General features: G+C 44.0%; 18 protein-coding genes. 15 read left to right on the top strand and 3 right to left on the bottom strand.

Translation table 11 applies throughout. The features are described 5' to 3' along the window. Positions 1-39 precede the first annotated feature (39 nt). From D4T97_RS07485 to D4T97_RS07555, 15 genes are all read left to right on the top strand, one after another. Entirely contained in the window at positions 40-912 is an 873-nt protein-coding gene (locus D4T97_RS07485; RefSeq protein WP_126049267.1) for an amidase domain-containing protein, read from the top strand. Positions 913-996: 84 nt separating this feature from the next. Continuing rightward, the gene (trmL, locus tag D4T97_RS07490; protein WP_126049269.1) at positions 997-1,470 is read left to right on the top strand and encodes a tRNA (uridine(34)/cytosine(34)/5-carboxymethylaminomethyluridine(34)-2'-O)-methyltransferase TrmL; all 474 of its coding nucleotides are present in this window, start codon (positions 997-999) and stop codon (positions 1,468-1,470) included. 591 nt (positions 1,471-2,061) lie between these two features. Continuing rightward, positions 2,062-3,954, top strand: coding sequence for a PrkA family serine protein kinase (locus D4T97_RS07495; protein WP_126049271.1), 1,893 nt, complete (start codon positions 2,062-2,064; stop codon positions 3,952-3,954). Positions 3,955-5,189: 1,235 nt separating this feature from the next. Beyond that, positions 5,190-6,356 carry a sporulation protein YhbH gene (gene yhbH / locus D4T97_RS07500; RefSeq protein ID WP_126049273.1) on the top strand — a complete coding sequence of 389 codons (1,167 nt, stop codon included), beginning with the start codon at positions 5,190-5,192 and terminating at the stop codon, positions 6,354-6,356. 485 nt (positions 6,357-6,841) lie between these two features. Next, entirely contained in the window at positions 6,842-7,783 is a 942-nt protein-coding gene (paaA, locus tag D4T97_RS07505) for a 1,2-phenylacetyl-CoA epoxidase subunit PaaA (RefSeq protein ID WP_126049275.1), read from the top strand. Between the two features lie 30 nt (positions 7,784-7,813). Next, a complete protein-coding gene (paaB, locus tag D4T97_RS07510) occupies positions 7,814-8,188 on the top strand; it encodes a 1,2-phenylacetyl-CoA epoxidase subunit PaaB (protein ID WP_126049277.1) in 375 nt (124 codons plus the stop codon). Positions 8,189-8,417: 229 nt separating this feature from the next. After that, the gene (locus D4T97_RS07515) at positions 8,418-8,723 is read left to right on the top strand and encodes an EthD family reductase (RefSeq protein WP_126049279.1); all 306 of its coding nucleotides are present in this window, start codon (positions 8,418-8,420) and stop codon (positions 8,721-8,723) included. Further along, complete coding sequence (locus D4T97_RS07520) at positions 8,716-9,492, top strand: enoyl-CoA hydratase/isomerase family protein (RefSeq protein ID WP_126049281.1); 777 nt, start codon at positions 8,716-8,718, stop codon at positions 9,490-9,492. Before D4T97_RS07515 ends, D4T97_RS07520 begins: the two co-directional genes overlap by 8 nt. A gap of 13 nt (positions 9,493-9,505) precedes the next feature. Next, on the top strand, positions 9,506-10,279 hold the full coding sequence (locus D4T97_RS07525) for an enoyl-CoA hydratase-related protein (protein WP_126049283.1): 774 nt from the start codon (positions 9,506-9,508) through the stop codon (positions 10,277-10,279). A gap of 120 nt (positions 10,280-10,399) precedes the next feature. After that, a complete protein-coding gene (locus tag D4T97_RS07530) occupies positions 10,400-11,431 on the top strand; it encodes an ABC transporter substrate-binding protein (protein ID WP_126049285.1) in 1,032 nt (343 codons plus the stop codon). A 14-nt stretch (positions 11,432-11,445) separates the two neighbouring features. Beyond that, entirely contained in the window at positions 11,446-12,495 is a 1,050-nt protein-coding gene (locus tag D4T97_RS07535) for an ABC transporter permease (protein ID WP_126049287.1), read from the top strand. Beyond that, complete coding sequence (locus tag D4T97_RS07540) at positions 12,473-13,270, top strand: ABC transporter ATP-binding protein (RefSeq protein ID WP_126049289.1); 798 nt, start codon at positions 12,473-12,475, stop codon at positions 13,268-13,270. Before D4T97_RS07535 ends, D4T97_RS07540 begins: the two co-directional genes overlap by 23 nt. A gap of 205 nt (positions 13,271-13,475) precedes the next feature. Then, positions 13,476-14,585, top strand: coding sequence for a Leu/Phe/Val dehydrogenase (locus D4T97_RS07545; protein WP_126049291.1), 1,110 nt, complete (start codon positions 13,476-13,478; stop codon positions 14,583-14,585). Between the two features lie 31 nt (positions 14,586-14,616). Further along, on the top strand, positions 14,617-15,687 hold the full coding sequence (gene pdhA / locus D4T97_RS07550) for a pyruvate dehydrogenase (acetyl-transferring) E1 component subunit alpha (protein ID WP_126049293.1): 1,071 nt from the start codon (positions 14,617-14,619) through the stop codon (positions 15,685-15,687). Further along, positions 15,684-16,682, top strand: coding sequence for an alpha-ketoacid dehydrogenase subunit beta (locus D4T97_RS07555; RefSeq protein WP_126049295.1), 999 nt, complete (start codon positions 15,684-15,686; stop codon positions 16,680-16,682). The genes pdhA and D4T97_RS07555 overlap by 4 nt, the downstream gene beginning before the upstream one ends. Before the next feature lie 228 nt (positions 16,683-16,910). On the opposite strand, the gene D4T97_RS07560 is transcribed toward D4T97_RS07555, so the two are convergent. The 3 genes from D4T97_RS07560 to D4T97_RS07570 are packed head-to-tail and all read right to left on the bottom strand — an operon-like array spanning position 16,911 to position 19,899. After that, positions 16,911-18,209: an NCS2 family permease gene (locus D4T97_RS07560; RefSeq protein WP_126049297.1), complete on the bottom strand. Its 1,299-nt coding sequence runs from the start codon at positions 18,207-18,209 to the stop codon at positions 16,911-16,913. A 56-nt stretch (positions 18,210-18,265) separates the two neighbouring features. After that, positions 18,266-19,264, bottom strand: coding sequence for an inorganic phosphate transporter (locus tag D4T97_RS07565; RefSeq protein WP_126049299.1), 999 nt, complete (start codon positions 19,262-19,264; stop codon positions 18,266-18,268). 14 nt (positions 19,265-19,278) lie between these two features. Beyond that, positions 19,279-19,899, bottom strand: a complete 621-nt coding sequence (locus D4T97_RS07570) for a DUF47 domain-containing protein (protein WP_126049301.1) — start codon at positions 19,897-19,899, stop codon at positions 19,279-19,281. Between the last annotated feature and the right edge of the window lie 128 nt (positions 19,900-20,027).

The raw sequence follows: 20,027 nt of genomic DNA on the forward strand, positions 1-20,027 counted from the left end.
GCCCACTTCTATGCATATATATCGGCGAGGAGGGATGAAGTGAAAGAGCGGCTGCAAAAATCGCTTGAAAACAGAGTAAGGGAGTTTGTAGGAGAAAAGAAAACAAAAGATGAAAAGGTTATAAGAAAAAGGGAGTTAATGTCCGTAAGAGAAGCGGATATCGTTAAGGCAAATGGGACCGGGAAAATTTTGAAGGTTGAAAAAAGAGATGGAATGAATCATCTTTATTATATCGTACATTTGAAATATTTAATAAGGCAGGGGGACTTTTTCTATGTGGAGGAGGAGGTGGAAAGGCGGAGAGCTTCTTTTACACAAAAGGAACTATTATATGATGATGAAGAACTTACTGTTGAGTTCCCTTTAGATGCCCCGGAGATTTCATTTTACGATGAAGATCGGGAACCTGGAATGGAGAGGTACACATATGATCGGCTTCAGGTTGTCCAGTATGCGGAAAGATGGTGGAATGACTATAATCCAGCATATAAGAAATTTGAAGTGGACTGCACAAATTTTGTTTCACAGTGTATCCGTGCAGGCGGGGCACCCATGAGAGGACATCCTAATCGAAACAGGGGCTGGTGGTACACGGGTAAAAATTGGAGCTTTAGCTGGGCGGTTGCGCATTCACTGAAAAACTACCTGCAAAATTCAACCGCCGGACTGAGGGCGAAAGAAGTGCATGATCCACTTGAACTTCAGCATGGAGATGTCATTTGCTATGACTTCCAAGGCGACGGGCGGTTTGATCATAATACAGTGGTGACTGGAAAAGACGCGAATGGCATGCCGCTTGTAAACGCACATACGTATAACAGTCGTATGAGGTATTGGGCATATGAAGATTCCTCGGCCTACACTCCAAACATAAAGTATAAAATGTTCCATATTATTGATGACAGTTCTTAACATTCCTATTCTTTCTATCCTTATGGCATTTCACTCTTCAAGGTGTTATAATGACACGGTATTTTGATGAATGAGGTGACATCTTTGGCCATACATGTGGTACTATACCAGCCCGAAATTCCTGCCAATACAGGGAATATTGCCAGGACCTGTGCAGCAACTGATACATGCCTGCACCTCATCCGGCCTCTCGGCTTTTCAACAGATGACAAAATGTTAAAACGGGCAGGACTCGATTATTGGGAATTTGTAAAAATTGTTTATCATGATTCCTTGGATGACTTTTTTTCCTCAAGCCAAGGAGGGCAATATTTCTTTTTGACCAAGTACGGGGATAAACCGCACACATCTTTTGCATATGATAACCCGGAAAAAGATTATTATTTTATCTTCGGGCGGGAAACGACCGGCCTTCCGAAGGAACTATTGGAAAAAAATAAAGAGAAATGCTTAAGGATCCCGATGAATGACAATGTGAGATCGCTCAATTTATCCAATGCCGCAGCCATTCTGGTTTACGAGGCACTGCGCCAACAGGACTATCCAACTCTTGATTAATTTAATTGATATAAAAAAGGAAGCTGTCATGCAGCTTCCTTTTTTGCTGAAATAAGTAAACACATAAGTGCTAAAACTTATCATCTTATTGTGTTACGTCCAGCTCCGACGGACAGGATGTCCTAGTGCCACCGGCGCCACAGGAGGTGGCGATCGGAGGCGGCCAGCGCCTAGCCCCTCGAGGTCACAAGCCGCTTTCACGTGGTGGTTGAAGAGCTGCTTCCTCGGGAATCTTCTTGTGCTTGTCGGGGCTGATCAAGGCACTTGCGCTTTTGGTTTTACTTTTTAAATACTCCAGGCTTATCCTCACGGCCTGATGCGAAAATTGCAGACAAGAATGCAATGGCAACGCCTAACATCAAAATTGTTCTCATTTTATGTAAGCCTCCTTTAATATCATAGTTGTCCCGAAGTTTATTATATCCGAAATTCCCTAAAATGTGAATGGAACACCTGTATTGGAAATATGACGGTACGTTGAAAAAAATAATTGTCGGCTAGAGGCGGTGTTGTCTTATTAAAGACATGTTCGACCAACTGCCTGCATATGGTTTATTAAACATTCCTCATCAAGCAAACAGGGAGGTCCATATGGATATTCTAAAAAAGATTGAACAATACAGGTCTCAAGAGGAGAAGTTAAGGTGGGAAGGCACCTTCGCCGATTATTTGAAACTAGTCAAAGAAAAGCCTTGGGTAGCGCAGTCAGCACACTCCCGTATATATAATATGATCAGGGATGCGGGTGTTGAAGAAAATGGACATAAAACATATCGCTTTTTCAGTCATGAGATGTTTGGGTTGGAGGAAGCCCTGGAAAAGCTGGTTGAAGAATATTTCCATCCGGCGGCTAAACGCCTTGATGTAAGAAAGAGAATCCTGTTGCTGATGGGGCCTGTTAGCGGCGGGAAATCAACGCTTGTTACAATGTTAAAAAGAGGTCTTGAAGCATATTCCAGAACAGATGGGGGAGCGGTGTATGCCATCAAGGGCTGTCCGATGCATGAAGATCCGCTTCATTTGATACCGCAGCATTTACGCGATGACTTCCATAAGGAATATGGGATCAAAGTGGAAGGTAATCTGTCTCCATTGAACACGATGAGGGTGGAAGAAGATTATGGAGGCAGGATTGAAGATGTGCTTGTGGAACGCATTTTCCTTTCTGAGGATAAGAGGGTAGGTATCGGCACGTTCAGTCCGTCCGATCCGAAATCCCAGGACATTGCCGATTTGACCGGCAGCATAGATTTTTCCACCATTGCTGAATATGGATCAGAATCGGATCCTAGGGCGTACCGGTTTGACGGCGAATTGAACAAGGCGAATCGCGGACTGATGGAGTTCCAGGAAATGTTAAAGTGTGATGAAAAATTCCTTTGGCATTTGCTTTCTTTGACTCAGGAAGGAAATTTTAAAGCTGGAAGATTTGCTCTTATCTCAGCGGATGAATTGATAGTTGCACATACGAACGAAACGGAATATCGTTCTTTCATCTCAAATAAAAAGAATGAAGCATTACACTCCAGAATCATTGTGATGCCTGTTCCATACAATCTGAAAGTGTCTCAGGAAGAGCGGATCTATGAAAAGATGATCCGTGACAGCGATGTGGCAGATGTCCATATTGCCCCACATACATTAAGGGTTGCAGCCATGTTTACGGTGCTGACGAGATTGAAAGAACCGAAACGCGGAGATATCGATCTTTTGAAAAAAATGCGGCTGTATGACGGCGAGAATGTAGAGGGCTATAATTCATCAGATTTGAATGAGCTGAAAAAAGAATATCAGGATGAAGGAATGAGCGGCATCGATCCGAGGTATGTAATCAACAGGATCTCCTCTACCATCATCCGAAAAAAAATACCGTCCATTAATGCACTGGACGTGCTGCGCTCCCTGAAGGAAGGCCTTGATCAGCATCCATCCATTACGCAGGAGCTGCGTGAGAAATACTTGAATTTCATTTCCGTTGCACGGAAAGAATATGACGAAATGGCGAAAAAGGAAGTACAGAAAGCATTTGTCTACTCTTATGAAGAGTCCGCCAAGACTTTGATGGACAATTACCTGGATAATGTTGAGGCATTTTGCAACAAATCTAAGCTGCGCGATCCTCTGACAGGTGAGGAAATCAATCCTGATGAAAAACTGATGCGCTCTATCGAGGAACAGATCGGTATTTCTGAAAATGCAAAAAAAGCTTTCCGTGAAGAAATTTTAATACGGATTTCGGCACTTGCACGCAAGGGGAAACGTTTTGACTACAGATCCCATGCACGCTTGCGGGAAGCCATCCAGAAAAAGCTATTTGCTGATCTGAAGGACGTAGTCAAAATCACTACATCTGCAAAAACGCCAGATGAGCAGCAGTTGAAAAAGATAAATGAAGTTGTCGCCCGTTTGATTGATGAACATGGTTATAACTCAACATCAGCGAACGAATTGCTCCGCTACGTCGGCAGCCTACTGAACAGATAACATGCGGGACCCCTTCCGAAAGAGAGAACATCAATGTTCCCAATGGCGAAGGGGGCTTTTTCTGTTTTTAAAATCAATAGTGAGGATTAACTTTAATTTAAAGGTTTAACTCCGTCCAGTTCCAGCGCCTATCGACTAGCAGACTTTGCGCCTCTGGTGCTCCTGCGCCATAGTTAATTCGAAGAAGCCTTGTTCAGCTTGTCGCATAGCGCACGAAGCGTATTCAAGAAGCAAATCACGACGCTTGGAAGTAAGCCGCTTGGCTCCGACGTACAGGACGTCCTAGTGCCACCGACGTACAGGAAGTACTAGTGCCCGAAGCCACAGGACAAGGAAAGCTTCGGCAGCGTTACATCGCACGAAGAAAAAGCGTCAGCTTTTTCGAGGATGTGGCGGTCTGAGGCTGCCTACGTCTCCGGGGTGTCCGGCTGCGACGCAGAGGATGTGCTAGTGCAGGCGAAGCGACAGGATGTCGCTGCCCTGAGCCAGCCGAGTGCCATCAGCTCGAGGTCATAAGTCAATCGCTTCTGAAGGCAAAGGTCGCCTTCGCCAGCGCTTGACTTATGCTTGTCGCCGATAAGCAGGCACTCTCGCACTTCCTTATCCTTTATCTCGTTGGAGTCACTCTTGTCTAGCTGCAACGCCTAGCCCCTCGAGGTCACAAGCCTGCAAAGAAGCGAATTCAGGAAGATTGTGCTCCTGCGCCATAGACTATTCGAGGAGGTAACTGTTCAGCTCGTCGCAAAGCTACATGAAGCAGATTCAGGGAAGCTCTACACGATGTGATTGAAATCAGTAGCTTCCCTGTGGTGGCTGAGGTTCTGCCTCCTCGGGAATCGTCTTGTGCTTGTCGGGGCTGACCAAGGCGTTTTCGCATTTCGGCTGTCTAGCTGCAGCCAGCAGGGGCTCGAAGTCGCCTCGGTCAAGCCAATGATGTCAAAGAACGACTTCACTGGCTTCCCCTCCGACGCACAGGATGTGCTAGTGCAAGCGAAGCGACAGGATGTCGCGTTCTGAGCCTGCCAGCGCTTGTCGCCCCTAAGCTGCCGGCTTCCGCTTTTCTATCCAGTCTGTACGTCGATGACCAGGCGCTTCCACTTTTGAATTTGTCCCATTCTCGCAAACTTCTGTAAATAAATCTGTTATTCTGCATAAGATAGAGTAATAAATGGTAAGTGTACAAATTCATTTTGTACCCGACCAGCTATATAAAATGTAAGGGGGGCGTCGTTAACATGTCAAACTCACAATATCAACAGTTTGCTGTCTCTCAAGAAGATTGGTCCCTCCATCGAAAAGGTTATGATGATCAACAGCGGCATCAGGAAAAGGTTCAGGAGGCCATTCGAAATAATTTGCCAGACTTGATTACCGAAGAGAGTATCATAATGTCCGATGGCCGTGATGTTGTTAAGATACCGATCCGATCTTTAGATGAATATAAAATCAGATATAATTATGATAAAAATAAACATGTCGGCCAAGGTGACGGAGACAGTCAGGTGGGAGATGTTGTTGCCAGGGACGGATCCCAGAAACCTGGACCTGGAAAAGGTCAGGGAGCAGGCGATCAGCCGGGCGAAGATTTTTACGAGGCGGAAGTTTCAATGTTGGACTTGGAAGAAGCATTGTTCAAGGAGCTTGAACTGCCGAATTTGAAGAGAAAAGAGCAGGATGCCAATCAGGTGACGCATATTGAGTACAATGATGTCAGAAAAACCGGTCTGATGGGCAATATTGATAAGAAAAGGACAATGATGAGCGCATTTAAACGAAATGCAATGAAAGGTGACCCGAATTTTTATCCGATTTTTCCGGAAGATTTGAAGTTCAGGACATGGAATGAAGTACAGAAGCCCGAATCAAATGCAGTTGTGATAGCGATGATGGATACCAGTGGTTCGATGGGCGTTTGGGAAAAATATATGGCCCGCAGCTTTTTCTTCTGGATGACCAGATTTTTAAGAACAAAATATGAAAAAGTTACCATTGAATTCATTGCCCACCATACAGAGGCGAGAGTGGTATCGGAAGAGGACTTTTTCTCCAAAGGGGAGAGCGGGGGAACAATCTGCTCATCCGTATACAGAAAAGCACTGGAGATCATCGGAGATAAATATGATCCTGCACGCTTCAATATTTATCCATTTCACTTTTCCGATGGCGATAATCTCACCTCAGATAACGCAAGATGCATCAAACTTGTCGGCGAGCTGATGGAGAAATCGAATATGTTCGGGTACGGAGAGGTCAATCAATACCAAAGGAACTCTACATTGATGTCAGCCTATAAAAATATTAAAGATGAGAAATTCCAATATTATATATTAAAACAGAAAGCCGATGTGTACCATGCCATGAAAAGCTTCTTCAAAAAAGAAGCTGAGGCAACGACAGTATGAATAGGTGAAAAGACGGGAGGATAGCTCAGTTATAGAGTGAATCCTCCCTATTACTTTTGAGCATAAATAAAAGTCGTGGTTAGGAAAAGATTTTGTACTACATTCAGCTACACGGATTGAAGATGCTGATGCTTACGAAACGAAGAATATCACAGTGTAAGCGGTTGGTCTTGCTGCCCATAAAAGGGGAGTCCGCAGAAACTGGTAATTGGCCAACCGCCGCAATACACGAATATGGTGAGCATGGTGGCTGGGGACTGCTCGGGAGATTCCCTTGATTGCCCGCGCTTATCAAGGCGCTTCTGCTTTTGTTCAGTCAACAAATAATTTTCTGATTTTATAGTTGACAGCATGAAGAAATAAAAGTATCCTTTAGGTAAATATAACGGAATTCATCCATTTAGTTGTTTTTCTGTTATATAAAAATTAACATTACAATGAAAGCGCCTACAAAGTAAACGTTGCTTTTGAAAGGAGTGCGTTTGATGGATGTGGCTGCAGAGCTCTCTTATGAGGGAAAATTGGAGCGTTTCATGGAAAGAATAGAAGCCGGGGAAAAAATAGAGGCGAATGACTGGATGCCTGATGATTACCGGACGGCCTTGATCAAATTGATTTCCATGCATGGAATAAGTGAGATCATGGGGGCGCTGCCGGAAAAGGAATGGGTTCCCAAAGCACCTTCTCTTCGCAGAAAGCTTGGTATCATGGCGAAAGTCCAGGATGAAATGGGGCACGGCCAACTTCTTTTGCGTGTAGTAGAAGATTTATTGGCTCCTCTGGGAAAAGGCCGGGATGATATTATGAATGATCTCTTAAATGGAGATTTGAAGTTTCATAATGTTTTCCACATGGAAGCTCCGACGTGGGCAGATGCTGGATTGATCGGATGGCTTGTCGACGGAGCGGCTATTATTACACAGACAAACATGCTTGGTGCCTCTTATGGTCCATATGCCCGGGCTCTTCAAAGGATTTGCGCCGAGGAAGTGTTCCATGCGCAGCATGGAGAGTCAATCATATTGGCACTTGCGGAGGGGACACAAGAACAAAAAAATATGATCCAGGATGCAATTAACAGATGGTGGCCTTCCCTGCTTATGTTTTTTGGTCCAGCTACGGCTGCAACCACAGGGTCGTCGAAGCAGGATATAACGATTAAATATAAAATCAGGACAAAAACGAATGAGCAGCTTCGACAGGACTTCCTCTCGAAATATATACCGAGGGTTTTATCGTTGGGATTGACAATACCCGATGAGACGTTCAAGTTCGACGAAGAAAAGAAGGAATGGATATACAAACAGCCTGACTGGAAGGAATTCAAAAAAATCATTTCCAATCGGGGGCCTAAATCTCAAAGCAGACTGCAATTAAGGAGAACAGCTTATAAAGAACATGAATGGGTAAGGAGGGCCCTGAGCTGAAGAAGTGTAAGCGAGAGGAGGAGGACTGCGATGAGCAAAGCAAACACAGACGGATTTTATGAAATATATGAAGTGTTCAGCAAGCGGAATCACAAAGGGGACTTTCAACATCAATTCAGTTTGCTCGCTCCGAATAAGGAAATGGCATTTATCATGGCCCAGGAAAATTTCATGCGCAGGGAGCCAGTTGTTGATATTTGGGTAGTCAAGCGTGACGATATCCGCATGATGCAGCCGGAAGAGCGGCAAATTGTCAATCGTTTGGATAATAAAGATTACCGTTTGACGAAAGGTTACGGCTACCTGCGGAAGAAATGGCGCCAATACGAGCAGAATATGCTGGATGAAAAGGAAATCATGTCCTGGGGAGAAGACGGCAAAGCACAAGGAAAAAAAACTCAATAAAAATTCTTGCGGGACGTGTCTAACTTTGTAGAATAAGTAAGTGTAAAAACTCGCCTTGTCGCAAAGCTGCAAGAGGCTGCCTCAAAGATGCTGACTCACGATGTAATAAGTAGGCAGCTTTGCTGTGGCGGTTAAAAAAGCTCCCTCATCAAAATTCGTCTTGTGCTTGTCGCCTAAGGCTACACGCCTTGCGCTTTTCTTTATCACATCTAAAAAGGGGAAATGACAAATGTTTAAAATGATCGCGTTATTCAAGAAACCGGAAAACACTGAGGAGTTTGATAAGTACTATTTTGAAACTCATATTCCACTGACGGAAAAAATTCCAGGTCTTCGCAAAGTGGAGATTACAAAGTTCACAGGTTCTCCCATGGGGGAAAGTCCATATTATCTGATGTGTGAAATGTACTATGACAGCTTTGAGGCCTTTAAGGATTCATCCAAAACAGAGGAATCGAAGGCGTCAGGAAAAGATGTCATGAAATTTGCCGGAGATATTGTTACATTCATGTTCGGTGAAGAAGTAAATGAGTGATTACAGGTTCATTCAAACAGAGGTTGTTGGCCGGGTAGGAAAGGTCTGGCTGAACAGGCCAGATGTCTTAAATGCATTGAACAGGCCAATGATCAATGAAATTCTCGCTGCCTTTGAAGAATATGACCGAAATGATGATATACGGGTAATCTTCCTTGCCGGAAAGGGTAGGGCTTTTGCAGCGGGTGCCGATATCGATGAAATGGCAGAAGATGATTCGGTTTCAATGGAACTTTTGAACCAGTTTGCCGATTGGGATCGGTTAAGTCTTGTCAAAAAGCCGATAATTGGAGCAGTCCATGGTTTTTGTCTCGGCGGCGGCTTTGAACTTGCTTTGGTATGTGACCTGCTATTTGCGGCAGATGATACAAAATTCGCCTTTCCTGAAATTAATCTTGCGGTCATGCCCGGCGCTGGAGGCACACAAAGGCTGACCAAACTGATCGGAAAGACTAAAGCGCTCGAATGGATTTGGAGCGGTGAAATGAGACCTGCCGAAGAAGCCAGAGAATTAGGAATTGTTAACAAGCTGTACCCTAAAGATGTACTGATAGAAGAAGTGGCCAAATATGCAAAGGAGCTTGCGGAAAAGCCACCGCTTGCCGTTCGCCTGATCAAGGAAGCTGTCAATAAAGCCGTTGATTATCCACTTCAGGAGGGAATGTTCTTTGAAAGAAAGAACTTTTATCTTCTATTTTCTTCTGATGATCAAAAAGAGGGTATGAAAGCATTTATTGAAAAGAGAAAACCGGATTTCAAAGGTCGTTAAAAGGGGGGATAATATGTTTGATACAATTCTATATGAAGTAAAAGACTCGGCAGCGTGGATAACGTTAAACCGACCAGAAAAATTGAACTCATTTAATGAAGCGATGCATTCAGAATTGCTGAAGGCACTTGAAGATGCGGAAAATGATGATGGGGCAAGGGCTATCGTCATTACAGGAGCAGGAAGAGCCTTTTCTGCGGGCCAGGATTTGGCTGAAGTCGATCAATCTACAGATTATGGGGAATTGCTAAGATCACGCTATAATCCGATCATTCAAAAAATGTCTGGAATTGGAAAGCCGATTATAGCTGCTGTAAACGGGACAGCTGCCGGAGCCGGGTTCAGCCTGGCATTGGCTGCGGACTTTAGGTTAGTATCTGAAAAAGCCAATTTTTTAAATGCATTTATTCATATTGGCCTTGTACCTGATTCAGGCAATACATATTATTTGCCGCGAATGGTCGGCCATGCCAAAGCACTTGAATTAATGGTACTTGGGGAAAAGCTTGGAGCTGAGGAAGCCGGCAGGCTTGGACTTGCTACAAAAGTAATAGCTGAGGAAGATTGGAATAAGCAGATTTCTTCTTTTGTAGGAAGGCTTGCATCCATGCCGACAAAAGCTATTGCCTTAATCAAAGAAGGCCTGGTACAGTCATGGGGGGCTTCCCTGGCGGAGGTTTTGGAAGGAGAAGCTCATGCACAGAATCTAGCAGGACACTCCAGTGACCATCAGGAAGGCGTAACAGCGTTTCTCGAAAAAAGAAAACCAGAATTCAAAGGAGTTTAATAGACCTATCAGACCACTAACCTTTGAAACTTATTGACTAACAAGCCCAACCATTGTACCATTACGATAATTATCGCTCTTTTTAAAAAAGCGGTAAAATAGTAAAGAGGGGGAAAATAAATGAGAAGTAAGTGGAAGAAAAGTGCATTGGCTTTATTCAGCGGTGCAGTATTAATGCTTGCTGCATGCGGCAGCAATTCTGCAGCACCGGAAAAAGAGGAGAAAAAAGATGAGCCGGCCCAGCAGGAAGAAGCAAAGACTTACAACATCGGGGTTACCCAAATTGTTGAGCATCCATCGTTGAATGCAGCATTTGACGGGTTCAAAGCAGCACTTGAGGATGCAGGCATCAAGGCTGAATATGATGTACAGATTGCACAGGGTGACAACAGTGCAAACACATCAATCGCAAATAACCTTGTCAGCGGCGGAGTAGATCTGATTTTCGCCAACTCTACACCAAGTGCACAGGCAGCGGCAAGCGCTACAAGCGATATTCCGATTATTTTTACATCTGTAACTGATGCGGAAGGAGCGGAATTGGTAGATTCAAATGAAAAGCCGGGCGGTAACGTAACTGGTACAGTTGATACTCATCCAGATGCGATTCCAAGCACATTGAAGTTTTTGAAAGACGACCTTGGTGCCAAGAAAGTTGGAATGGTATTCAACTCTGGTGAGCAAAACTCACGTGCGCAAGTGGACTCTATTAAAAAACTTATTAAAGATGAAGGGCTAGGCCTTGAAATCGTTGAGGCTTCTGTTGCAACATCTGCTGATGTAAAACAGGCAGCAGAATCACTTGTCGGTAAAGTCGATTCCATGTATACAATCACAGATAACACAGTAGTATCCGCACTTGAGTCTGTTGTATCTGTAGCAAATGACAATAAACTGCCGATGATGGTCGGAGAATTCGACTCAGTTGATAGAGGCGGACTTGGAGCATACGGTTTTGAGTACTATGACATTGGTTATGAGGCTGGGGAAATGGCTGTAAAAATCTTAAAAGGTGAAGGCGAACCTGCAGAAATGCCGGTCCAATATCCTCAAAATCTGAAATTTGTAATTAATAAGGATACTGCTGAAGCCATTGGATTGGAAATTAAAGATGATTGGAACGCAGAAGACGTTAAAGATCTAGAAAAATAAGGAGATGATTCTTCATGTTTGCAGCTTTGTTTGGCTCCGTTGAGCAAGGAATCATCTATGCGATTATGGCCCTTGGGGTGTACCTTTCTTTCCGAGTTCTTGATTTTCCGGATCTTACCGTCGATGGAAGTTTTGTAACAGGTGCTGCGGTTGCTGCTACGATGATATTCTTCGGATATCATCCAGCAGCAGCCACGGCTGTTGCACTCGTTGTCGGGTTCCTTGCCGGCTGTATTACTGGATTATTGCATACAAAAGGAAAGATCAACCCCCTACTGTCAGGGATATTAATGATGATTGCCTTATATTCCATAAATTTACGGATTATGGGAGTAACTTCCGATAATTCTGTTGGCAGACCGAATATTCCACTATTGAATGCGGAAACCATTTTTTCAAAATTCCAGGCATTCTGGGGAAACCTAGGCATTGACGCGGCATTGAACAATATGTTGGGAGCTATCGGCATCCAGCACCTTCCGTCCACTTGGGGTACGCTCATCCTCATGGCAATTCTCACATTGATCATTAAGTTTGCTGCTGATTGGTTCTTGCAAACTGAAGTGGGGCTGGCCATCAGAGCAACTGGGGATAATAAGCGGATGATCAGAAGTTTTTCAGCTAATACGGATAATTTAGTAATTATAGGACTTGGAATTTCCAACGCAATGGTAGCTTTATCAGGTGCGTTGATCGCTCAATATGCCAAATTCTCTGATATCGGTATGGGAATCGGGATGATTATCATCGGACTTGCATCTGTCATTATCGGGGAAGCTATCTTCGGCACGAAGACGATTGTAAGGACAACACTTGCTGTGGTGGCCGGTGCCATCATTTACCGAATTGTCCTAGGGTTGGCTTTAAGAATTAAATTGTTGGATACAGGCGATATGAAGCTTATTACTGCTGTGATTGTAATAGCAGCTCTTGTCATGCCTCAATTTATTGAGAAAAGAAGAGAAGGCAGAAGAAAAGTGAAGCGGCATGCCGAACGAATGGCGGCTTTGGAAGCAGCCAAAAACAAGGAGGTAGAAACCGTTGCTGAAGCTCGAACAGATTAGCAAAATCTTCAATGAAGGCACACCGGATGAAAAAGTAGCCCTGGATCGAGTGAATCATTCATTAAAAAAAGGCGATTTCGTCACAGTGATCGGCAGTAACGGTGCTGGCAAATCTACTTTGATGAACATGATTTCAGGCGTTCTGACCCCGGATGTCGGTACAGTGGAAATAGACTCAAAAAATGTGACTAGGCTACCGGAATATAAACGCTCCCGCTTTATCGGGAGAGTGTTCCAGGATCCAATGGCGGGCACCGCGCCAACGATGACAATTGAAGAAAATCTAGCGATGGCTTATTCCCGAGATAAGAAGCGCGGGTTGAAAAAAGGTGTTGACCGGAAGAGAAAAGATTTTTTCCGAACTTCGTTGGAGACTCTTCATCTTAATTTGGAAAATCGCTTAAACGCCAAAGTTGGACTGCTATCCGGAGGGGAAAGGCAGGCATTGTCTTTGCTGATGGCTACCTTTACCCAACCATCGATCCTACTACTCGATGAACATACGGCAGCACTTGATCCGGCAAGAGCCGAATTGATCACGAACTTGACAAAGGAACTGGTGGAAAAAGATAACCTGACAACTTTGATGGTTACGCATAACATGCAGCAGGCGCTTGATCTTGGAAACCGGTTGATCATGATGGACAAAGGCCAAATCATTCTTGAAGTGGATGAAGAAAAGAAGAAGGAATTAACCATTGAGAAGCTTTTAGCCGAGTTCCAGCGAATCCGCGGTGAGCAGTTTGCAAGTGACAAAGCGTTGTTAACCAGCTAAATTAAAATCATTCAAATTTACGGCACTTATACTACGTGGTCTTCAATTGAATGCTGTACCGAAAACGCCGGCGGGGCTGTGTGATACTAATGGATTATATTGCCCCAAACATGCCGGATTCAACAACTGAAAGCGCCTCACGGGAGTTTTGGTTCAACTGAACTCCTTTTTTTTTCAAAAAAATAGCCTGAAAGGGAGAAGGCCCGTGGATTTATTTGATCAAATTCATGAACATGAGCAGGTAGTTTTCTGCAACGATCCGGATACGGGATTGAAAGCGATCATTGCCATCCATAGTACAGTACTCGGACCTGCGACAGGGGGCTGCAGGATGTACCCTTACGCAACTGTCGAGGATGCCCTAGAGGATGTACTTCGGCTGTCGAGGGGCATGACGTATAAATGTGCCGCGGCAGATGTGGATTTTGGTGGGGAAAAATCGGTCATTATCGGAGACCCGAAAAGAGATAAATCACCGGAATTATTTCGGGCATTCGGAAGATTTGTTGAATCATTGAATGGACGGTTTTATACAGGAACAGATATGGGGACCATAGCGGAAGACTTTGTTCATGCAATGAAGGAGACCAGCTGCGTCATCGGGCTGCCCGAGGAATATGGCGGAGGAGGAGATTCATCCATCCCGACTGCACTGGGCGTCATTTACGGAATCCAGGCTACCAACCTAATTGTAAGCGGTTGCATTAGTTTGAGTGATAAAACGTATGCGGTTCAAGGGCTAGGAAAAGTCGGCTTCAAAGTGGCGGAACGACTTTTGCAAGAAGGTGCAAGTCTATATGTGACGGAGCCTAGTGATCAGGCTGTCGCTGATTTGCTTCAGCGCGGGGAAGTCATCGGGAATACTTCCATTAAGGTTGTGTCCGGCGAAGATATATATGGAGTAGCAGCGGATGTATTTATTCCTTGTGCAATCGGCGGTGTGTTGAACGATGAAACAATCGGCAATATGAAAGTGAAAGCTGTCGTTGGTTCGGCTAATAACCAATTGAAAGAGGATCGCCACTGTATCAAGTTGAAGGAAAAAGGCATTTTATATGCTCCGGATTATATTGTAAATGCCGGAGGATTAATACAGGTGACGGACGAGTTATACGGTGCGAACAAACAGCGTGTGATGAATAAAACGAAAGCAATTTATGATTCTCTTTTAGAAATATTCGAAGTATCAGAGAGTGAAAGTATTTCAACATTGGAAGCATCCAACCGTTTCTGTGAAAAGAAAATCGAAGCAAGAAAAGCCGGAAGCAGTTTTTTCTCAAGGTATACCCGGCCGAAATGGAAGTTCAGGCATTAAATCCGTGTGATCATCTAAAAGGAGGAGTAGCATGGAGGAGAAATTTCCTAAGGTTGTTTATGTGGACGGAAATGGAGATCTTGTAAGGGAAGAAATAGAGAACGAGTTATCAGAAGAACTTGTTCAGAAATTTTACCGTCAGATGGTTTTGATGAGGACTTTTGATCGGAAAGCGATTAATATGCAACGACAGGGAAGGCTTGGAACCTATGCACCGTTTGAAGGGCAGGAAGCTGCACAGGTTGGCAGCGCTCATGCTTTGCGGCCGGCAGATTGGATATTTCCGACCTATAGGGACCATGCAGCTACAATGACGTTCGGTATGCCGATGGAAACCGTACTGCTTTATTGGAATGGGAGAGCAGAAGGCTGTATCCCTCCTGAAGGGAAAAGAATCTTTCCCCCGGCAGTGCCTCTTGCAACACAGCTGCCCCACGCGGCAGGAGCAGCCATGGCCGAACAATACAAAGGAACTGACCATGCGGCAATCGTTTATTTCGGAGACGGCTCGACTTCAGAAGGGGATTTCCATGAAGGAGTAAACTTTGCCAGCATTTTTAAAGCACCAGTCATCTTTTTCAACCAAAATAATAAATATGCCATTTCAGTTCCGATTGAACGGCAAATGAATTCAAAGACAATTGCTCAAAAAGCAGTTGCTTATGAAATCCCAGGGGTGCGAATTGACGGAAATGATGTATTTGCTGCGTATTTTGAAACGAAAAAAGCTTTGGAAAGAGCACGCACGGGGGAAGGTCCGACACTGATTGAAGCCGTTACATGGCGTTATGGTGCGCATACTACTGCGGATGATCCCACCAAATACCGTGATCAGTCATTGAGTGAGCAAAAGCGCGAAGCTGGAGATCCTATTTTGCGGCTTGAGAGATACATGAAAAATCAAGGTATTTGGGATGAGGAATGGAATGAGGCGATTAAGGAAGAGGCAGCTGAAACGATTGAAAAGGCCGTACGGAAAATGGAAGCTTATCCAGAAGCCGATGTGAATGATTTATTTGATCATGTGTTTGAGGAGAAGACGTGGACCATCCAGGAGCAAAAAGACAAATATCTTGATTATTTGCGAGGTGTTCAATCATGAGTATTTCAGCACCTGCTTCTCAAAAACTGACGTTAGTACAGGCGGTTACAGATGGTTTAAGGACAATGATGAAGGAACGCAGTGAAATCATTTTAATGGGGGAAGACATCGGAATAAATGGCGGTGTTTTCCGAGCGACAGATGGTTTAATTGAGGAATTTGGGGAGCGCCGTGTCATTGATACCCCGATCAGCGAATCCGGAATTGCAGGTACCGCTATTGGAATGGCAGTCAACGGTTTGATCCCGGTAATAGAGATGCAATTTCTTGGATTCATTTATCCCGCGTTTGAACAAATCATGTCCCAGGCCACGAGACTCAGGATGAGAACAAATGGTCATTTCCATGTTCCCCTCGTCATTCGCGCTCCATATGGTGCGGGAATTCGGGCTCCTGAAATCCATTCAGATAGTGTAGAGGCATTCTTTACGCATATGCCGGGCATAAAAGTTGTCTGTCCGGCGAATCCATATGATGCAAAAGGGTTGCTCATTGCTAGTATTGAGGATCCTGACCCAGTTCTTTTTCTGGAGTCCATGCGATCGTACCGGACATTTAGAGAAGATGTACCGGCAGAAAAATATATAGTGGAGATCGGCAAGGCGAAGAAACTGGCAACTGGTGATGATGCAACAGTGATTGCTTGGGGGGCGATGGTGCCAGTTGCAGTCCAGGCTGCCGAAAAGATGAAGGAAAAAGGGATTCACTGCGATGTTCTGGATTTACGGACATTGTATCCGCTTGATCGTGACGCAATTGCCGAGTCGGTGCAAAAAACCGGCAGGGCGGTTATCGTTCATGAAGCCCATGCTACGAGCGGGCTGGGAACAGAAATCATTGCTTTGATCAATGACACTTCTTTTCTCTATTTAAAATCACCAATTGAAAGGGTCACAGGTTTCGATGTCCCAGTTCCATTTTACTCTTTAGAGCAACATTATTTACCGACGCCCGACCGCGTAGCCAGAGCAATTGAAAAAACAGTTAGTTTTTAACGGGGATATTAAAAAGGTCTAATCACTGCAGATTAGACTTTTTGTGTTCAGTTTTTTCTAAAGAACAAGGGCCGAATGTATAAAAAGACAGTATAAATCAATGGTCCCCGTCAAAAAAAATAGTCAGCATATGCCTGTTTTATCGCTGACGAAAAAAACGATCATCAAACAAATGATGACCGTTCCGTTGTATTTCCAACCTGGTTGTTAACTCTCCCATCCCATTTTTTAATGAGGTATGAACGCCAGTTGGTAGAAGAACAATACTGCAAATATATATACAAGTGGATGGACATCGCGCCATTTCCCTTTGAAAATTTTTAATAACGGATAAGAAATGAATCCAAGGGCGATTCCTGTAGCGATGCTTGATGTAAGAGGCATGCTTAAAATGATTAGAAAGGCAGGAAATGCCTCGTCCATCTCTTTCCAATTAATTTCCGAGACAGTTCCGATCATTAAGCTGCCGACAATGATGAGAGCGGGCGCCGTAATGGCGGAAAGCCCGGAAACCGCGCTGACAAGCGGTCCAAAGAATGCTGCGATAATGAATAAGACTGCAACCGTCACAGTTGTCAAGCCTGTCCGGCCTCCGGCAGCGACTCCTGATGAAGATTCGATATAAGCGCTTGTCGGGCTTGTACCGAACATTGCTCCTACCGTTGTAGCCACTGAATCTGCAAGCAGAGCCTGACGTGCACGCGGAAATGAGTTTCCTTTCATTAGTCCTGCCTGCTGTGCAACGCCAATCATCGTTCCGGTCGTATCAAAAATGGTGACTAGCAAGAACGAGAAAACGACGGCAAAAAGAAAATGTTCGAATACATCGCCGAATGCTGCAATAGGGTTAGTGACGAGCAACCCTTCCGGCAAGGACGGTTTTTCGATAAAACCATGCTCAAATGACAAGTGTCCAGTGAAGTAAGCAACGGTGGCCGTAATAATCATACCGATGAACAATGCTCCATGTACGTTAAGTGCCATCAAAATAAGAGTAACCGCAAGACCTAGCAAAGCCAGTAATACTCCGGGAGAGTGAAGATCGCCCAGAGCAACAAGGTTTGATGGATGTGCTACGATGATACCTGTTAATCTCATGCCGATGAATGCGATGAATAACCCGATGCCTGCTGTAATTCCATGTTTCAAATTGGCCGGTATCGCTTCGATCAATACTTTTCTAAAGGGGGTCAGGGATAAAATGATAAAGATTACCCCAGCGACAAATACAGCAGCGAACGCAGTTGTATAGGATATGTTGTGCGCTCCTACAACTGAGTAGGCAAAATACGCATTCAATCCCATGCCAGGCGCTATGGCAATCGGATAATTGGCAGCAAGTGCCATCCAAAGTGTACCAATTACAGTGGCAATGATGGTGGCCGTAAACACCTGCTCGAAAGGAACTCCAGCGTCTTTTAAAATGATTGGATTGACTACCACGATATAAACCATCGTAAGAAAGGTAGTGACCCCTGCCAAAACTTCAGTTTTAACGTCTGTACGATTTTCTTTTAACTTGAACATTTAGGGACCTCCAGTGAACTGTTAAAAGGCAATCCTGGGCTCAGGATTGCCGCCAATTACATAAACAAATTTAAAACGTAGAAAGTAAATGCCGCAAGTAAACTTGTAATCGGCAAAGTGATAACCCATGTGAGTAGCATCGTTTTGGCTGTGTCCCATTTGACTCCCCTTACACGGTGGGATGTGCCAACCCCTAGGATGGATGACGAAATGACATGAGTGGTACTTACAGGTAAATGAATATATGTTGCACCAAATATAATCAAGGCCGAACTTAAATCTGCAGCAACGCCATTCACCGGACGAATTTTCATAATTTTTCCGCCAACTGTTTTGATGATCTTCCATCCGCCAACTGAGGTTCCTAGACCCATTGCCGTCGCACAGGACAGCTGAACCCAAAAAGGGATGTCATCCGTTGTATGAAGGTTATTGGCAATGAGAGCCATTGTGATAATCCCCATCGCTTTCTGAGCATCGTTCATACCGTGTGTGTATGCTTGCATGGATGCCGTTAATATTTGGAAGTAGCGAAATCGTTTATTCGTTTTAGCAAGATTGAAGTTCTTGAAGCTGGTCTTGAAAATTGAATAAATGATAAATCCTACTACAAATGCGATGAGTGGCGAGAAAATCAGCGCTTCAAGTATTTTAGTAAAACCTTTAAAGTTAATTGATGCTATTCCTGCTGATGCAATCGCGGCTCCCGCGATTGATCCGATTAAGGCATGTGAGGAACTGCTAGGAATTCCAAAATACCATGTAATCAAGTTCCATGCGATAGCTGCAATCAGGGCTGCCATGATGACAATTGACCCATTTTGCAATGTGAATGGGTCCACGATATCTTTTGTAATTGTCTTAGCGACACCCGTAAAAGTCATCGCGCCTAAAAAGTTCATTATGGCAGCAAGAGCGATTGCGACACGCGGTCTCAATGCCTTCGTTGAAACAGCCGTTGCAATGGCGTTTGCTGTATCGTGAAAGCCGTTAATAAAGTCGAAAGAAAGAGCAAGAATAACGATCAGTATAGTAATCAGTAATAATGAATCCATATATTTAGACTCCCTTAAGCGTTTTTCATCACAATGCTTTCAAGTGTATTGGCGACGCCTTGGCAATCGTCCGCGATCTGCTCCATATGCTCATACACTTCTTTATATTTAATCAATTGAATTGGGTCTTTTTCGGTTGCAAAAAGGTTTGTCATGGATTCACGCAATACATCATCGCATACGGATTCGTATTCTTTTATTTTGATAGCATGAGGACGGACATCCGGCAGCTTTTTACTGAATAACAAACCGATGGCTGTTTCAATTTCTACCGAACATTTGCGAATGGTTTCTACAAATTTGACTACATATTCGTCCGCTTTTACAATCTGGTACATTTCAAAAAGACCGGCAGTATGTTCCATGCCATCAAGTACATCATCCATAGCCATGGAAAGGTCCCAAAGATCTTCCCGTTCTATCGGGGTGATGAAGGAGTTGTTCAATTCTGTGATCATTTCATGTACAAGCGAATCTCCGATGTTTTCATATTCCTTCATTTTTTCGGCGAAAATTTTTGTATCATCTGCATTGCCAAGTTTATAGTCTGCAAAATAATCAGCGCTCACCTTTAAGTTTGCCGCAATTTTCTCCAATAATGTGGCAAACTTATCTTTTTTCCTGTTAAAGACCATTTTTAATTCCCACCCTTTTCCAAGGTTATTGTATCAAACGTTTTTATTTTAGCTCATATTCAAGAAAGATAAAAGTTTCTGTCGAATAAATATTGTGAACAAATTATTCGTTTTCAAACGCGGTAACG

The organism is Siminovitchia acidinfaciens (assembly GCF_003605385.1).
Taxonomy (GTDB): Bacteria; Bacillota; Bacilli; order Bacillales; family Bacillaceae_C; genus Siminovitchia; species Siminovitchia acidinfaciens.

Bases quoted from the DNA above. Each gene is read 5' to 3' on its own strand.
- D4T97_RS07525 (WP_126049283.1), top strand. From the start codon at position 9,506: ATGTTTGATACAATTCTATATGAAGTAAAAGACTCGGCAGCGTGGATA.
- D4T97_RS07570 (WP_126049301.1), bottom strand. From the start codon at position 19,899: ATGGTCTTTAACAGGAAAAAAGATAAGTTTGCCACATTATTGGAGAAA.
- D4T97_RS07535 (WP_126049287.1), top strand. From the start codon at position 11,446: ATGTTTGCAGCTTTGTTTGGCTCCGTTGAGCAAGGAATCATCTATGCG.
- D4T97_RS07530 (WP_126049285.1), top strand. From the start codon at position 10,400: ATGAGAAGTAAGTGGAAGAAAAGTGCATTGGCTTTATTCAGCGGTGCA.
- D4T97_RS07520 (WP_126049281.1), top strand. From the start codon at position 8,716: ATGAGTGATTACAGGTTCATTCAAACAGAGGTTGTTGGCCGGGTAGGA.
- D4T97_RS07555 (WP_126049295.1), top strand. From the start codon at position 15,684: ATGAGTATTTCAGCACCTGCTTCTCAAAAACTGACGTTAGTACAGGCG.
- D4T97_RS07515 (WP_126049279.1), top strand. From the start codon at position 8,418: ATGTTTAAAATGATCGCGTTATTCAAGAAACCGGAAAACACTGAGGAG.
- paaB (WP_126049277.1), top strand. From the start codon at position 7,814: ATGAGCAAAGCAAACACAGACGGATTTTATGAAATATATGAAGTGTTC.
- yhbH (WP_126049273.1), top strand. From the start codon at position 5,190: ATGTCAAACTCACAATATCAACAGTTTGCTGTCTCTCAAGAAGATTGG.
- D4T97_RS07565 (WP_126049299.1), bottom strand. From the start codon at position 19,264: ATGGATTCATTATTACTGATTACTATACTGATCGTTATTCTTGCTCTT.
- D4T97_RS07560 (WP_126049297.1), bottom strand. From the start codon at position 18,209: ATGTTCAAGTTAAAAGAAAATCGTACAGACGTTAAAACTGAAGTTTTG.
- pdhA (WP_126049293.1), top strand. From the start codon at position 14,617: ATGGAGGAGAAATTTCCTAAGGTTGTTTATGTGGACGGAAATGGAGAT.
- D4T97_RS07495 (WP_126049271.1), top strand. From the start codon at position 2,062: ATGGATATTCTAAAAAAGATTGAACAATACAGGTCTCAAGAGGAGAAG.
- paaA (WP_126049275.1), top strand. From the start codon at position 6,842: ATGGATGTGGCTGCAGAGCTCTCTTATGAGGGAAAATTGGAGCGTTTC.